At 42.4% G+C, this 16,341-nt stretch carries 17 protein-coding genes; 7 read left to right on the top strand and 10 right to left on the bottom strand.

Annotated features, from left to right (window positions below; translation table 11 throughout):
* Positions 1 to 42: 42 nt before the first annotated feature.
* Together FTU06_RS07020 and gshA are read right to left on the bottom strand one after the other, a co-directional pair.
* Entirely contained in the window at positions 43 to 570 is a 528-nt protein-coding gene (locus FTU06_RS07020) for a disulfide bond formation protein B (RefSeq protein WP_078190602.1), read from the bottom strand.
* Between the two features lie 21 nt (positions 571 to 591).
* A complete protein-coding gene (gshA, locus tag FTU06_RS07025; RefSeq protein ID WP_168379700.1) occupies positions 592 to 2,169 on the bottom strand; it encodes a glutamate--cysteine ligase in 1,578 nt (525 codons plus the stop codon).
* Between the two features lie 210 nt (positions 2,170 to 2,379).
* On the opposite strand from gshA, the gene FTU06_RS07030 reads away from it, so the two are divergent.
* The 4 genes from FTU06_RS07030 to FTU06_RS07045 all read left to right on the top strand — a co-directional run bounded on the left by FTU06_RS07030 (position 2,380) and on the right by FTU06_RS07045 (position 5,573).
* Positions 2,380 to 2,919, top strand: coding sequence for a DUF924 family protein (locus tag FTU06_RS07030; RefSeq protein ID WP_180101683.1), 540 nt, complete (start codon positions 2,380 to 2,382; stop codon positions 2,917 to 2,919).
* A 59-nt stretch (positions 2,920 to 2,978) separates the two neighbouring features.
* Positions 2,979 to 3,536 (top strand): hypothetical protein, encoded by a 558-nt coding sequence (locus FTU06_RS07035; protein WP_180145734.1) that lies wholly within the window; start codon positions 2,979 to 2,981, stop codon positions 3,534 to 3,536.
* A gap of 26 nt (positions 3,537 to 3,562) precedes the next feature.
* A complete protein-coding gene (locus FTU06_RS07040) occupies positions 3,563 to 4,873 on the top strand; it encodes a DUF445 domain-containing protein (protein WP_180145789.1) in 1,311 nt (436 codons plus the stop codon).
* A 106-nt stretch (positions 4,874 to 4,979) separates the two neighbouring features.
* A complete protein-coding gene (locus FTU06_RS07045) occupies positions 4,980 to 5,573 on the top strand; it encodes a hypothetical protein (protein WP_180088693.1) in 594 nt (197 codons plus the stop codon).
* Between the two features lie 59 nt (positions 5,574 to 5,632).
* Here the strand turns inward: FTU06_RS07045 and FTU06_RS07050 are convergent, their stop codons facing one another.
* Positions 5,633 to 5,920 carry a DUF2798 domain-containing protein gene (locus FTU06_RS07050; RefSeq protein ID WP_372491143.1) on the bottom strand — a complete coding sequence of 96 codons (288 nt, stop codon included), beginning with the start codon at positions 5,918 to 5,920 and terminating at the stop codon, positions 5,633 to 5,635.
* 177 nt (positions 5,921 to 6,097) lie between these two features.
* On the opposite strand from FTU06_RS07050, the gene argS reads away from it, so the two are divergent.
* A complete protein-coding gene (argS, locus tag FTU06_RS07055) occupies positions 6,098 to 7,888 on the top strand; it encodes an arginine--tRNA ligase (protein ID WP_180024652.1) in 1,791 nt (596 codons plus the stop codon).
* 244 nt (positions 7,889 to 8,132) lie between these two features.
* Complete coding sequence (locus FTU06_RS07060) at positions 8,133 to 8,732, top strand: SPOR domain-containing protein (protein WP_180145737.1); 600 nt, start codon at positions 8,133 to 8,135, stop codon at positions 8,730 to 8,732.
* 146 nt (positions 8,733 to 8,878) lie between these two features.
* Here FTU06_RS07060 and asd read toward each other — a convergent pair whose 3' ends face one another.
* The 5 genes from asd to FTU06_RS07085 form a co-directional block, all read right to left on the bottom strand.
* Positions 8,879 to 9,730 (bottom strand): archaetidylserine decarboxylase, encoded by an 852-nt coding sequence (gene asd, locus FTU06_RS07065; protein ID WP_180145740.1) that lies wholly within the window; start codon positions 9,728 to 9,730, stop codon positions 8,879 to 8,881.
* A complete protein-coding gene (locus FTU06_RS07070; RefSeq protein ID WP_180145792.1) occupies positions 9,727 to 10,575 on the bottom strand; it encodes a sulfurtransferase in 849 nt (282 codons plus the stop codon). The genes asd and FTU06_RS07070 overlap by 4 nt, the downstream gene beginning before the upstream one ends.
* Positions 10,576 to 10,728: 153 nt before the next feature.
* Positions 10,729 to 11,937 carry a nicotinate phosphoribosyltransferase gene (gene pncB, locus FTU06_RS07075; RefSeq protein WP_180088689.1) on the bottom strand — a complete coding sequence of 403 codons (1,209 nt, stop codon included), beginning with the start codon at positions 11,935 to 11,937 and terminating at the stop codon, positions 10,729 to 10,731.
* Between the two features lie 146 nt (positions 11,938 to 12,083).
* The gene (locus FTU06_RS07080) at positions 12,084 to 12,584 is read right to left on the bottom strand and encodes an ankyrin repeat domain-containing protein (RefSeq protein ID WP_180025873.1); all 501 of its coding nucleotides are present in this window, start codon (positions 12,582 to 12,584) and stop codon (positions 12,084 to 12,086) included.
* Between the two features lie 184 nt (positions 12,585 to 12,768).
* Complete coding sequence (locus tag FTU06_RS07085) at positions 12,769 to 14,286, bottom strand: catalase (RefSeq protein ID WP_180145743.1); 1,518 nt, start codon at positions 14,284 to 14,286, stop codon at positions 12,769 to 12,771.
* A gap of 229 nt (positions 14,287 to 14,515) precedes the next feature.
* Here FTU06_RS07085 and dtd point away from each other — a divergent pair, with 229 nt between their 5' ends.
* On the top strand, positions 14,516 to 14,956 hold the full coding sequence (gene dtd / locus FTU06_RS07090) for a D-aminoacyl-tRNA deacylase (protein WP_180145746.1): 441 nt from the start codon (positions 14,516 to 14,518) through the stop codon (positions 14,954 to 14,956).
* An 80-nt stretch (positions 14,957 to 15,036) separates the two neighbouring features.
* Here the strand turns inward: dtd and FTU06_RS07095 are convergent, their stop codons facing one another.
* The gene (locus FTU06_RS07095) at positions 15,037 to 15,516 is read right to left on the bottom strand and encodes an SCP2 sterol-binding domain-containing protein (RefSeq protein ID WP_078190615.1); all 480 of its coding nucleotides are present in this window, start codon (positions 15,514 to 15,516) and stop codon (positions 15,037 to 15,039) included.
* Between the two features lie 156 nt (positions 15,517 to 15,672).
* Positions 15,673 to 16,005, bottom strand: coding sequence for an AciT family ciprofloxacin tolerance protein (gene aciT / locus FTU06_RS07100; RefSeq protein ID WP_180145749.1), 333 nt, complete (start codon positions 16,003 to 16,005; stop codon positions 15,673 to 15,675).
* Between the last annotated feature and the right edge of the window lie 336 nt (positions 16,006 to 16,341).

Here is a 16,341-nt window from a genome sequence, read left to right on the forward strand (position 1 = left end):
TAAAAAAAGCCCTCAACTGAGGGCTTTTTTAGTATCACTGAATTAAAATTTATCACGTAAACGTGGCACTGGTTTGCTTGGGTATTTACGCAATAACTGCCAAAGACTGAGCAAAGTTAAGACTGCAAAAAACACCAATGACCAAACCGGTAAGGATTGTCCCAAGAAGGTCCAATCCACTTTGGCACATTCACCAGAGCCGGTCAGTACTTGCTCAAAGACCGATTTTAAAGGCAGCGTTTCTACCCAATAATCCAGTCCTGGGCCACAGCTAGGTACTTTGTCTGGCGGTAAGTTTTGCAGCCAAATATGACGCGCAGCCACCCCAGCAGACCATAGAATTGATAGTGTCCCCAACAATGCGTAAATGCGTTTACCCCAATTCGATGCTGGATTGTGAATCAATGCAATCAATGAAATGATGCCGAGTCCAATCAAACCAATACGTTGGAATACGCATAACGGACAAGGTTCTAAGCCTTGTACATGTTCTAAAAACAGCGCAAAAGACATACCGATCACGCTGGCTAAAAACAACAAACCACTCACGAAGCGGAAACTCCATTTCATGGTAAATCCTCTTAAAATTTTTTATCTAAAGTTTTTCAAATATTCTTCAAAACTCAAGGTGCAATCTTGCTCAAGTTGAGCCTGTTTTTCTAAAGACTGCTCAGCAGCTTGTGCAAAATATGCTGCAGTTTCAGGGCTCAAGACATGCTGCTCATACACTTCAGCATGTTGTAAGGCCATAAAGCTACCAAAGCCCCAAGTTCCACCTTGTTCTAAAGTATCGCTAATCATACGTGCCGACAATGTTTCATCGACTTCATCGATGCGTGATTGCATCACAGCCATTGCCTGAGTGTAAATATCTGTGTTGTAAGAATCATCCAGCAATTCAGCCAACGGTTGCATCGCTGCAACATGTGTACGACACCATGTTTCAATTGGAATCGCTTGGCCTTGCTGTAAAATCACTGCGTTTGGCGCACGACCACGGTTTACTACTTCCGCCTGATTTTTCTCAATTTCATTTTGTTCGGCATCTAACAATGCTGGGCTGTCTTGCAATAAACAGTATAAAGCCACCACTTCGAGCAAGCCTGCCGTGTCTTCATTGATCCCAATCGGGCTATAAGGATTGACGTCTACCGCACGTAATTCAACATAACCTACGCCACGATTTTGCAGGGCTTCAGACGGTGTTTCACCATCCTGCGGCACTTGTTTCGGACGAACCAAACTGTAGTATTCATTTTCAATTTGCAACACATGGTCATTAATTTGAATCGGTTCGCCCTGTTCATCATTTAAACCTAAATGACTAAATGCGGCATATGGGGTATGCACCGCTTTTTGCAAACCTTCTAAATACGCCTGAATGTCGTTGTAGTGAATCCCTAACTGTTTTTGTGCTGAATTTTGATAGCCAAAATTTCCCATACGCAGTGCCGTTGCATAAGGTAAAAATAACGTGCCTTTTAAGAGCGGTAACAGCTGATGTTCACGTCCAGTCATAAAACATTTACACACCGACGGGCTCGCCCCAACCAAAAACATCACCAATGGCGTTAAACGAATAAAATTACGGATCAGGCCAAAATAACGGTGACTGCGATAATCCTGTAAGCTCAATGCTTTGAGGGCATCGTCAGTTTCGTGCTGTTGTAGTGCTTCAAAGAAATGATCTGGGAAGGATAAATTATAATGCACCCCTGAAATGGTCTGCATACGGCGACCATAGCGCACCCCTAAACCACGACGGTACAAGGTTTTAAAACGTCCTATATTCGAGCTGCCATATTGCGCTAAACGAATACTGTCTTCGTCTTTATCCAACATGCATGGCATCGACAAAGGCCAAAGTTTTTCACCATGTTCCAAATGCGTATGCGCAACAGCATGAATATCTTGCAGATAATTCAACGCCTCTGTAATGGTTTCTTTTGGCGGTGTGATAAATTCCATTAAAGCTTCAGAATAGTCTGTCGTAATATGCGGATGAGTCAAAGCCGCACCCAAGGCTTGGGGATGGTCGGCCTGAGACAAGAAACCGTTGCTTTGCATACGTAAGCTTTCACGCTCAATACCGCGCAACATTCCTTTAATCAGCGAAGAATCTACCCAAGTCGGTAAAATGTCTTGAGAGGTCGATTCGGGTTGACTCATTGCTATCTCGCTTAAATGGAAGAAACTACTAAAATAAAATCATCAGTTTATATCAGTATAACGCGATTTGAAGTGGGCATATGACCCACTGTATAGTTTTGAGACAAACCGTGATTTTATTTTGGCAATTTTTTATCACAAACTTACTCTATATGACATTTGAAATTTGTGATTTTATAAACAAATATATGCTAATAATGCTTAAAACTTATGAATTATCAAGATATTCTCGAATTTTGGTTTAACCCAGAAAATCAGCCCAATTGGTTCGCTAAAAGCAATAATTTTGATGTTTTAATCGAAAAAAAGTTTAAAGACATCCATCAAGCGGCCAGTCAAGCAGAACTGTGGCAATGGCGTACTACTGCCGAAGGTCGATTGGCTGAAATTATTGTTTTAGATCAATTTTCTCGAAATTTATTCCGTGACTCTGGCTTGGCTTTTGCCCAAGATGCACTGGCTTTGGCGCTTGCACAAGAAGCTATCGCGCAGGGTTTAGATCTACAATTAAGCCCTCAACAGCGCTCATTTTTATATATGCCCTTTATGCATAGCGAATCGACAAAAATCCATCAAAGCGCGTTAAAATTATTTGAGCAACTGGGCAATCCGATCAACTTAGAATTTGAAAAAAAGCATAAAGTGATTATCGATCGATTTGGACGTTACCCTCATCGCAATGCGGTATTGGGCAGAACATCCACAGCAGAGGAATTGGAATTTTTAACCCAGCCCAATTCTAGCTTTTAATTGACGGCTTTTGGCCAGTATCTCCCCTTGCCATGAACCGACTAAACAGGAGTATGCGCATGAACAAACTCATTATCGCAGCAGCCATAACCGCAGCACTGGGCTTCACCGGCTGTGCAAGCACCCCATCAAAACCTTTGACCTTTGAACAACTCGGTCAATATTCTGCGACACCATTAAATGCGCAAAGCTATCGTATTAGCTTTCAAGCTAGACCCAATATGAGCTATGGTACTGCCGAAGAAATCACCTTGGTTAAAGCCGCTCAAACCACCCTACACAATGGCTTTCAATATTTTAAAGTCATGGATGACCCGAGTAATCGGAGTCAAAAACCGCCGCGCCAAGCGGTGATTTACCCAGACCCAATGCCTTATCCATATGGCTATTACCGTCGCCATCCTGGTTTTTGGCCAGGCCCGTTTTATGACGTTCCACAGGTGGTCACACTCGATCCAACTCAAGTTTCCTACAGTATTACTTGCTATAAAGATCGTGCCAAAGCCCCTCAGGATGCCTTTGATGCTCGCTTGATTTTGCAATCACTCGGGGCTAAATATGGTTTAGACAGCCAAGGAAATCCTTTGCCTGTAGCCGCTGAGCCTGCCACCAAATAAGTCAACCCATAGAGACCCGATCATTGATGAACCCAATTGAACAGCCCGCTGTTTCACCCAGTCTGCAACGCAGTAAACGCTTTGCCACCATTGCTTTGGTGGTGGCTGTGCTGGCGTGGATTGCATTGATGATCGCAGCTAAATTGCTGCCCGAATACGTCTGGCTCATTCATATTTTGATGCTTTCAGCAGAAGCTGGAGTGGTTGGTGGTTTGGCAGACTGGTATGCGATAACCGTTTTATTTCGCAATCCCTTTGGTCGGATTCCGATTCCTAAATTTTTACGTGACCACACAGAAATTATTCCTCGTAATAAAGCACGCATTGCCGAGTCAATGGGCCGCTTTGTTCAGGAGAATTTTCTTTCACCACAAGTGGTTGAAAAAAGCTTAGCGGAGACGGATCTCTCTCTTGCCGTCGGGAAATGGTTGGCCAATCCGCACAATAATGCTCAAGTGACCCAAGTCATTCAGCAAACGGTACCGAAAATTTTTGAATTTGTCGGTCAGGAACAAATTGGACGATTTATCCAAAATAACAGCGTGCAATGGGTACGCAATACGCAAGTCAACCATCTTGCCAGTGAAATGCTACGGGCAGTTTTAGAAAATGACTTCCATCAAGATGTCCTGCAACGTGGACTGGATTTAGCCCATGATTGGATGCTACAACACCCTGAACAAACCCGTGATTTATCACGTCAATTGTTTAAAGAACTTGGAGTTTGGAAGCTCGCCAAAGGTGCGAGTTGGATTGGTATTGATGTACAACAGCGCACCATTGATTCACTGGTCAGTCGTGTCGAGTCCATGCTTGCCGACCATGAACATCCGTGGCGCCGTAAAATCGAGGACATGGCACAGCAGCTTATGCAGCAACTGGCGGACAATCAGAGTGTTGCCAGCCAAAGCCTAAATAGCACCAAAGATGCCATGCTCGATAGTCCACAAATGTTGAATTTTATCAGTGGTGCAGTGGTGATTTTATGCGATGCGATTCGTTCTGATTTAGAAAAACCCGACTCTGGGATTGCACAAAACCTACGTGTCGCCATTCAACAAGTAGGCGAAAATCTTGTCTCTAACGTTGCTGTACGCCAATTGCTGAATGAAAAAATGAGTGATATTGCCATCAATCTCTCCGACCAATACAGTGAAAAAGTCATTCGGTTTATCAGTGAACGTATACACGAATGGGACTCACGTGAAATGATCGATAAGATCGAAAACGAAGTCGGTGGCGACCTGCATATGATTCGAGTCAATGGTGTCGTGGTCGGTGGTTTTATTGGCCTTGCACTGGGGGTTATTCGTGCCTGTGTAGAATGGCTGCTTTAGCCGCCTGCAGCAGTCCTCCTCAAAGGAGATTGGCCGCAGGTTTGAGCTTTATGCGTAGAACCGTTAAACTTTGCCGATCTGAAAATTTAATAGAACAATAAAATCTATGCATTTACCTGCCATCTATACCCTACCTTTCATTCTAATCATCAGTAGCTTAAGTGCTTGCCAGACCATTTCCAAAACCAGCAGCACAGTCAGTGACAAAGTGATGGGCATGCTCGGTAAAGAAAAAGCCCCTGAAATCGATAAAAAAGGCACTATCGATATCAGCAAAAGTACCCAACAACAGTTAGAAACTCTGCTGACCAATATGCCGAAAAATCAGTGGGTCTATATTGAAAATGATCAACAAGGCACATCTACCCTCAAAAATAAATCGGCAGACAATTTTACCTTGAGCCTCAAATTGAATTGCAAAATCAGCACTCAGCGCCCAACTTTCAGTATAAGCAACGCGGATGGCCAAGAGATCCTAAAAGCACATGATACAAATGTGGGGCAAATTCAAATTCTGCTCGACAATAAAAACTTTGGAAATCCGTTTGAGACAGCCCATCAGCAAAAGTTCCAAAGCTTTAAAACCGCTGTCGCTCAGGCCAAAGTCATTAAAGTGTTTAATTCCTCAAAACTCTATACCTTCCAAAACAACAAAGCCGAATTACTCTCTAAAGCAGTAAGTTGTCGCGATAGCCTATAAATATTTAAAGCGAAATGCAGTAAGTCACCGTTTTACTCAACTGTGACTTACATGCAGTCTTATTTTGCAGGTGGCTGTGGCCCTGACATATCAACCAGCAGGCCTGTAAACTTTCGAACAAATGGCAATAAAATCAGCACAATGGGAAAAGCAATTGCCCATGAAATCATCCAATTATGCAGCCATAGTGTCAGAAATCCCTCAAACCACCCTAAATTTCTGAGCATATTAATAAACGAAATAATACCGCTCATAAGACAGGATAAAATAAACGGCACGATAATCAGCGCCCAGCGTGCAGCTAACTTCGGCACATTGCCAAAAATTTTAGGGGTGGGTTGTGACATGTCCATATACTCAAGCAGTGATCCTGAATCGCTAAACCACTTATATCGCTTTACTTCGATATAAGCAATGCTTCACTTTTATCGAATATTTTTTATTCGCAACAAATGGGTTCACCTAAAGAGCCTGAAATTTGCTATATTTACCGTTTTTCTGCGACATTTATTTTTCGACTGATTATGAATACGGCAATACAAGCAGCGCTCGATCATGCAGTGCAATCCCTTCAAGCTGAAGGTGTACTCCCAACTGACTGGAACAATACTAGCAATTTGACCCGAACCAAAGACCGAAGCCACGGTGACTTTGCGTCAAACATTGCCATGATTGCCTCTAAAGCTGCAGGTATGAAGCCGCGTGATTTAGCCGAAAAAATTCTGGCAAATCTTCCAGAAGTCGCAGATATCAGCAAAGCAGAAATTGCAGGTCCTGGCTTTATTAACTTCTTTTTAAATGCTGACCAACGTTTTGCTGTCTTAGACCAAATTCAAGCTCAGAAAGATCAGTTCGGTCGCACTCAGGCCAATGCTGAAAAACGTGTTCAAGTGGAATTCGTTTCAGCCAACCCAACGTCTAGCCTACACGTTGGTCATGGTCGTGGCGCAGCTTACGGTATGACCGTTGCCAATCTTCTTGAAGCAACAGGTGCTAAAGTTGACCGTGAATACTATGTCAACGATGCTGGCCGTCAAATGGATATCTTGGCGACATCGACTTACTTGCGTTATTTAGAATTGACCGGTCAACAACTGGTCTTCCCTAAAAATGCATATCAAGGCGACTACGTTAAAGAAATCGCACAAAGCATTATCGACAAAGATGGCGATGCTTATGTACGCCCTGTTGCCGACATCTACAAAGATGTTCCAGAAGATGTGCAATATGCCGCTGAACTCGATAGCGAAGGCAATAAAGTCGTTGTTTCAGGCGATAAAGAAAAACACATTGATGGCCTAATTCATAATTCACAAAACCATTTGGCTGCGGGTTATCGTGTGTTCCATCAAGCTGCGCTGAAAGCCATTCTTGATGACATTAAAGATGACCTCGGTGAATTTGGCGTGACTTTCAATCAATGGTTCAGCGAAGCAACCTTGACTGAAAAAATTGATGAAGCATTACAAATGCTCGATCAACGTGGTTTCTTATACGAAAAAGATGGCAACATCTGGTTCAAATCAACTGATTTTGGTGATGAAAAAGACCGTGTTGTGAAACGTCGTAATGGTCAAACTACATACTTCGCATCCGACATTGCTTATCACTTAAATAAACTACAACGCGGCTATACCGATATCGTTGATATCTGGGGTTCAGACCACCACGGTTATATCGCACGTGTGAAAGCAGCGATTGATGCGCTTGGCTATGATTCTAAAAAATTGACGGTGCTTTTGGTTCAATTTGTGAGCCTATGGCGTGGCGGCGAGATGGTTCAAATGTCATCTCGTTCAGGTCAATTCGTGACTTTACGCGACTTACGTAAAGAAGTAGGCAACGATGCTGCTCGTTTCTACTATGTCATGCGTAAATCAGAACAACACATTGACTTCGACTTAGACCTTGCTGTGTCTCAAAGCAAAGACAATGCGGTGTACTACATCCAATACGCACACGCACGTATCTGCCGTATGCTCGAAAAAGCCGCTGCGACAGACGTTCAATTCTCTGCTGAAGCTGCACGTCAATTTGCAGCTAAACTTGAGTTAGAAGCTGAAACTGAAGTTCTTGCTAAACTTGCGGCTTACCCTGAAATTGTGGTTCGTGCTGCAAACAGCTATGAACCACACCAAGTGGGTAACTACTTGAAAGAGTTGGCGGCGTTGTTCCATGGTTGGTATAACGAAAATAAAGTCTTGGGTGATGATGCAGAACTGACTCAAGCGCGCTTATTACTGTCTGTAAATGTACAGCAAGTTTTACGCAATGGTCTTGAATTATTGGGTGTGAGTGCGCCTGAATCAATGTAAGCAATTCTTAGCATACGTTAGAATCCGTCCATGTATGACCATATACATTGACGCCTATACAGGCTCTTTATGAGCCTGTATTTTCATGGATATTCAGTCATCTTTTTATGAAAAATTGAAGATGTTGAAATTGTGAAAATTAAACATAAACAGCATGACAGTCATGTAATATATAATAATCAGAACTTGGTTTTGGGTCAGTTCCTACTAGGTTCGTAACAATTACAATTAAAGAGGTTTCCTCGTGTTTGGAAAAACGCAACGCGGTATATCAGAGCGGCCAAATCAGCCTAAAAAACCATTGATTCCTGCATGGTTAGGTACACTTGTCATCATTTTAATCGTGTTGAGTTTCTTGGTGGCCTTGATGTTATGGAAACCATGGGAGCCGGTAAAACCGAAAGGTCAAATTACCTCTGAACACTACCAAGAAGAAACCAATAAAGATTACCGTTTTTATGATCTGTTGCCTCAGCAACAAGTCACCCCGATTCCAGATCAAGCTGTGCCTGAAACAGATACCAAAGAAACCGTGGTGATCGTTGAAGCACCTGAAACGGATACCACTACACCGACTGAGCCGGGTATTGAAGCCACAGAAACGACACCAGCTCCTGCCAGCTATATTTTGCAAGTGCGTAGCTATGATGACCCTGACCAAGCCGATGCCCGTCGTGCAGAAATTATTTTAAATGGCTTATCTGCCGATGTGATCCAAAGTAATGAAAATGGCAAAGTTTGGTATCGCGTCGTGTCTGGCCCCTATGATTCACAAGAAGCTGCTGTGATTGCACAGCAAACTTTACGTCATAGCAGTATCGACTCGATTGTCGTAAAACGCTAAATTTTGCAATTAAAAAAAGCGCCTGATGGCGCTTTTTTTTATTCATTCCTTTAATAAAGGGAGGTTAGAAGGGATTCTTTTTTTGAATACATCAGCTTAGCTCAAAAACCTCTCCCTAACCCTCTCCTAAAGGGACAGGGAATTCATTAAATGGTATGCCCTAAAGCTTCGCCCATCACCACAGTGGAGTTGGCTTTAAAGGTCGCTTCCCATTGCATTTTATTTTCTTCAAACAATACAACCGCTGTTGAACCTAAATAGAAACGGCCCAATTCTGCGCCTTTTACTAAGAATAAATCGTGTTGATTCAGTTCCAAACGCCCTGTCGGTTTAACTTTACCTGTAGCCACGGTTTCAATACCTGCCACGATCATTGCACCTACCAGTACAACCGCCATACGACCAACTTCTGTATCAAATAAGCAGACCATGCGTTCATTACGAGCGAATAAACCCGGAATATTTTCAGCAGTGGTTTGGTTTACAGAGAATAATTCACCCGGTACATACAAAGTTTCTGTCAATGTCCCTGCAAATGGCATATGTACACGGTGGTAATCTTTTGGTGACAAATAAACCGTAGCAAACTGCCCATTTTTAAACGGCTCTGCCAATTGTGGATCGGCAATCAGGTTTTCAACGGTGAACTTCTGCCCTTTGGCCTGAAATACGTCACCATTTTCAATTTTACCCAGTTGAGAAATTGCACCATCTGCGGGTGAAACAACACTATTGGCATTGCTATCAATTTCACGCACACCCTCTTTTAAAGAGCGAGTGAAAAATTCATTGAATGATTTAAATTTCAGGGCATTACTTTGCTCAGCAATCGACATGTCGACGCCATACTGTGCTTTAAATGCGGTAATCACAGCATTTTTCACCACAGGGTTTTCACTCGCAGCCAATTTACCCACGATACGTGATAATTTGTGCTGTGGAACAACACGCTGAGCTTGAATAAAAATTTGTTTTTTTAACTGAGATGTAAGGCTCAAGACGGCAACTCTCCGGTGATCACAGGACTATCGAGTCGGTTGCCCCACTCGCTCCACGCACCATCATAAGCTCGAATATTCCAACCGAGTAAACGTCCCAGTATATAAGCTAGGCCCGACCGATGATGGGACTGACAATATACCACCACAGGTTCGTTTAAATTGAATCCCAATTGTTCTAAGCGTTGTTGTGTGCGTTCTAAAGGATGCAATTTTAAATGATTTTCCCGGTTAAGGGCAGTACTCCATTCGAAATGTCGTGCCCCCGGAATGTGACCGCCGCGTCGCGCAGCCAAACGTAGGCCTGTATATTCATCTTCGGTACGGCAGTCCCATACTTGGATTTGCTCCTGCTGCACACAAGCCAATAGCTCATCATAATCTGTTTGATACTGAGCACGCGCCTCTGCACTTACTTCAACCAATGGGCTCACGGGTTCAAATTGCTCAATTTCAGACGAGGTTGGTAAGCCTGCCCCAAGCCAAGCATGGATGCCACCATTGAGGAGACTGGTATTTTCAAAACCGAGGCAATGTAAGTTCCAAATCAGTCGACCAGCCCATGCCCCACCTTCATCGTCATACACTACTACATGATGTTCTGGACTGATATTCAGATAGCTGATGAGCTGTTCTAAACCGGCTTGGTCAGGTAAAAGCCCCATCGCTTGTTCTTCTTGGCGCACTAACAGTTTCGGCTGCACATGCAGTGCATGTGGAATATGCAATTGGTCATAAACCGAACGACGACTCAAATCGACGATCCGTAGTTCTTCATTACCAAGATGTGGAACCAATTCTTCCGCTTCAATCAGCAGACCAAAATTCAGTGTAGATGCTGTCATCGTTGTTCGTGTTGTATTTTGTGCGATTAAATTCGATCTTAGCATAAGTCATTTTCACTATTATTCTGAATTTTTGCATTCCTTTAGCAATATTTTAGATATAAAAAAGCCGAATCATTGATTCGGCTTTTTTAGTTTTATCTAATGCTGTGTTTAAGCGCTAACTTCTGGGATGTCAAATACCTGACGTAGATACGCTAAGAAAGTATCATTATCCGTCATGGTTTTACCCGGACTATCTGAAATTTTTGCCACAGATTGACCATTACATTCAACCAGTTTCAGTACGATATTCAGCGCAGTTTGCCCCATATCATTGGTCAAGTTGGTGCCAATACCAAAGCTAACTTGGAAACGGTCTTTGAAGTAATTATGCAAATCCCACGCTTTTTCGATATTTAGACCATCACTAAAGGTCAGCATTTTACTTTTGCTATCGACTTTAAGCTTTTTGTAATGTGCATAGGCTTTATCGCCCCATTCATACGGGTCGCCACTGTCATGACGTAAACCGTCGAATAGTTTGGCAAAGTACAAATCGAAGTCACGTAGGAACGCATCCATACCGACAACGTCCGTTAAGGCTATTCCTAAGTCACCGCGGTATTCCTGCACCCATGTTTCTAGCGCAGACTTCTGGAAGTTACGTAGACGAACATCAAGCGCTTGGAATGCTTGTAGGAACTCATGCGCCATTGTACCAATTGGAGTAATGTTCAAGTCTTTGGCAATCAGAACATTACTTGTACCGCGGAAAATATACGGTGAAGCCTGATTTAATTCTTCAATTACATGCTTTTGCCATGCATAACTATAACGACGACGCGTGCCAAAATCAGAGACCAAGAATGGTGGATCATTTGGATTTTGCCGTGCTTCATACTGCTTCAGCAAGGCAATCTTATGTTGCAAACGGCGCTCACCTTCGGCTAAAACTTCTGGTGTACGAATACGTTGGAAATATAATTCATTGACGATGGCTAAAACAAAGATTTCAAACATCATCGCTTGAACCATTGGGCCTTCTACCCAAATGTCCAGTCGACCTTCATCATCAATACCCGCTTTAATAAAACGGCGTTTAAGCTGAAATAATTCAAGATAATCAACAAAATCGCTTTTAATAAAACGTAAACTGCGTAAATACTGCAATTCATCTTCTTTAAACTTCAACTGACAAAGCATGTCGAGCTGCATGTTTAAATCATCCAAAATTTCAACCAGTGGATAGGCTGTATCGTCCAAGTTACGGCAGCGAAAGTGATACACACTATGGGTTTGCGGAAATTTGTGTAACACCACCTGAAGCATGGTGAATTTATACAGATCTGTGTCTAATAAAGATTGGATGATTGGAGACATAAAGACTTTCAGTTTTTATCAACTCTTTGCATTAAAGCATACTTTATTGATAAAAAGCCGATTGATTTAGTGGAATAACTTATAAATCACCGCGATTCATCGACTTTTTTCAATTTTTTTGCTGAAGCTGAGCGCGATCAAGCTCACTATTTTTTGAGTAACTGTCGATATTTTTCTTCTTGACCAAATTCACGCGCAAACTGTTCTGCAGTCTTTTGCCCCATTTTTTTGGCATTTGCATGGCAATCCACTTGGCGTAATTGCTTTGCAATCGCCCATTCTAATTTAAACATGGCACCCATCAATGCGGTGTTGCCTTTATTGTCACGTGCGCAGCGGTCTGCACCTTGTTCTAGCAAACGAGTCACAATATTTTGATGACCATAATAGGTCGCCATCATCAGTGGTGTAAAACCCGAAGCATTGCGCACATCGACCGGAAAACCGTGCTTAAGAAATTCATTGATGACTTCTTCATTGCCAGTTTTGGCTGCAGCAAAGAAAATTGCGATCAATTCCTGTTGTGAGGTCATCTGATCGCTTGCAGTTGCTTTAGCGGGGGAGATATCTTCCGCGATTGCCACGTTTGCGAATGCGGAACCAAACGCAAGAAGACTGGCTAAAGTCAAATGCTGCATAACTTTCATGATGAACTCCAACAGAAATCGAATGTAGAATTGAATTGGAAACAATTCATTTCATTAAAAAAATGAATATTTAAGGAGTGCCTATGAAACTCCCCCTAGGGTGCAGGAAAGGTATGGAGCTTCATAGGACTTTTTTGAGGTAACGTTCTAGACCCTAGTTACCAATCCTTCAGACTGATCGAAATTAGTCTTTCAGTTGTGCTGCTTTAGCTTTTACTGTTGCAAGGTTGCCGTTTACTGCTTTAGTCATACGCATACCGTAGTCTGCATCTGCTTTGTAGAAGTAAGACAACATGATGTGCTTGGTTTCAGAATCTTTTACGTTGCCAAGATCCGCAGCCAAGTTCATGATTAAATCGTCTTTTTCTTTAGCAGAGTATGAACGGTAAAGCTCACCCGCTTGCTTGAAGTTTTGCTCTTTGGTACCGATCTGTTGAACTGTGCCTGTCAGCGGAGTTTGAACAGCGCGTGCTTTCTCAGTGGCAGCTTTAGGCACTTTACGGCTTGGCTCGTAGTTCACGTCAGAATCACGCTCGCTAACATTCATGTAGCCATCTTGGTTGTTGTTGTTAACAGCAACAAGCGGACGGTTGACTGGAATTTGCTGGTGGTTCGCGCCTAAACGGTACATTTGAGTATCTGAGTAAGAGAAGATACGACCTTGTAATAGACGGTCTTCTGAAGGCTCGATACCTGGAACTAAGTTACCTGGAGCCAATGCCACTTGTTCAGTTTCATTGAAGAAGTTTTTCGGCATACGGTTCAGCGTTAACGTACCGACTTTAGTTTCTGGAACTAGGTTCGTCGGCCAGATTTTTGTTGGATCAAGCGGGTCAAAATCAAAGCTGTTTAAATCTTTAGGATCTAACACTTGGATATAAAGATCCCATTTCGGGAATTTACCAGCGTTGATGTTGTTATAAAGATCGTTAGTCAAGTGATTAAAATCTTTACCTTGTTGCTCAGCAGCTTCTTTAACGTTCAGACCTTTCACGCCTTGTTTAGAGCGGAAGTTGAATTTAACGTATTTGTATTCGCCTTTGTCGTTATAAAGCTTGTACGCATGTACACCAAAGCCGTCTTGTTCGCGGTAGCTGGTAGGCACGCCTTGGTTACCATACACATAAGTCAACATATTGGTTGCCCATGGTTGGCTAGACAAGAAGTCAAATACGCGGTTTGCGTCTTGAACGTTGTCAATTGGGCTTGGCTTCATTGCGTGAATGAAGTCAGGGAATTTAATTGCATCACGAATGAAGAAGACTGGAGTTTGGTTACCCACTAAATCCCAGTTGCCTTCTTGCGTATAGAACTTGATCGCGAAACCGTGCGGGTCACGTAGAGTTTCTGGAGAATGTTTACCGTGAATTACAGTCGAGAAACGTAAGAAAACTGGAGTCTTAGTACCTGCTTTGAACAATGAAGCAATGGTGAGATCAGATAAATCTTTAGTTGCAACGAATTCACCATACGCACCTGTACCACGGGCATGTACCACACGCTCAGGAATACGCTCACGACCAAAACGTTGTAATTTTTGAACCAATTGTACGTCTTGAAGTAGAACTGAACCATTTGGACCCGCAGTAATCGAGTTTTGGTTATCGCCTACTGGTGCACCATTGTCTTTTGTTAATGGCGCTGCTTGAGTCGCCGCTGTTGCTGTTGCTAACATCGCAACCAATAAAGAACGCTTAAACATCGTCTTAATCTCTCTGTTAAATACCTTTCCTGCCCCGCAAAGATACTGATATTTAATAAATAGACAAAACAGATTATTTTCATAAATTCAATCGTATTATTAGATTTATAAAAAATATACATTTCATTTTCAAATGTTTGTGCCCAAAATTTTCTAAACATCGCTTCGAAAGAATGCTGTCTTTGCTACAATCCCTGCCCTATGTTCAATTTTCTACTCGGAAGAATTTATGCGGGCCTTGTTACAACGTGTTTTGGAAGCCAAAGTGGTGGTCGATGGTGAGATCACGGGTGAAATCAATCACGGTATTTTAGTGTTTTTAGGACTTGGTAAAGCTGACGATTTAGAAAAGGGCAAAAAACTGATCGATAAGATCTTGAAATACCGTTTTTTTGATGATGAACAAGGCAAGATGGGCTGGAATGTCAGTCAAGCTGGCGGCGGTATCCTCTTGGTGTCTCAATTTACTCTGATGGCACAAACGCAAAAAGGCCTGCGCCCTGATTTTGGCCCTGCCATGCCGCCAAGCGATGCCAAAGCACTGTATGAACAGCTGGTCGATTACACCAAGAGCCAATATGACCATGTACAAACAGGCATCTTTTCTGCCGACATGAAAGTGCATTTGGTCAATGACGGTCCAGTGACCTTTAATTTAGAAGTTGAATAACCACTGAAGCATTAAAAAAGCCCTCACAAGAGGGCTTTTTTAAATTCTCCCCCCTAAAGGAGGAGAACAAGGCGTAAATCTTACTTACCTGTTTTTTCTTTAATAAACGCACGTGCGATTTTGATTTTTTCTTTAACCGGTTTTGGAAGTTTAGGTGGAATTAACTTCGCCACTTGGTTAAACCAAACCAGTAGACCAAAATCACCTTCCATTTTAATACTGCCATTTTGCATACCCGTCATGAATGCAGTTGGGTCACCTTTCATTAGGGTTTTCACGCCCTGTTCACTGTCCGCAAATTGCAAAATAAAGTCTGCTTTTTCAGCATCGCCTGAAACAGTATCAATCTGTCCGTTATTTACAATAATTTGACGTGCAACACCTAAATCCGTGCCGATTTGAATACGGAATTGACGTTCATGAACTAATTCAATGAATTTAGGGCTAGTACGTGCAAGCTGTTTCATACGAAGCGCTAAACCTGCCACGAGTAAATCAAGTGGATCCGTACTGACATCAACTAAAGGTAGTTTTACGACAGGAATTGATGATAGTTTCATGACTTAAAGCCTATTGTAATTGTTGGAAAATTGACTGGCTTCATCCTACCATAACTTGGCTTTTGAGAAGTAAGGCTTTGTATCTCAAATCGGACTAATGCGTTCATAAAAAAATGCGCCCTTAGGCGCATTTTCATTGAAATTTTGTTCTGGCACTTATCGGCTCGAACATTGCTGTTCTTCATCATATACAGGCGTGTGCTCTATACATTGGCGCTTTGCCATCGCACGCTCTGCACGGCGGTCTTCACGTAACAATACTAAAGTGAATACCACCATTGCGGCCATTAATGCCGTTAAATAACTATAAGTTACTGATAATTCAAACATGGTTTGTGTGCAAAATCGAATCACTTCAATGAGTCCCCACACCAGCATCCCCGCCAGCATAAAACTTAACCAGCGACGATAAGGCGAGAAGAAAACAGCAATCACAGCCGCCGATACCAAGCTCAGGCCAACGATTGTTGCTAAATTCGCTGTTAACATAAAAACCTCCGTCATTTGACAGCTGACATCTCTTGTCTTACAGGATGCTGAGCCGTTTCACTACTGTATCTTCAGTAAATAGATTTGGTCGATCTCAATCTCTTGCAAGCATTATGCTGAGTTTTTTGCATAAAAAAAGTCTCGTTTTTTGTCCATGCGACACACCTTGTCGCAACATTATTTTGTCATTACATTTTTTCTTTTTAAAGAATTTCTAGAACAATGATGGCATCTCGTTTCGAGTGTCATTACAAAAAAAACAGCTGGTTTTAGGCTAAAAAAATTAATTTTTCGAATGCTGTTAATTGTTGTTTTTATCGACAATTTTCTTCTACC

The sequence above is a fragment of the Acinetobacter sp. YH12052 genome (assembly GCF_013419835.1).
Taxonomy (GTDB): Bacteria; Pseudomonadota; Gammaproteobacteria; order Pseudomonadales; family Moraxellaceae; genus Acinetobacter; species Acinetobacter amyesii.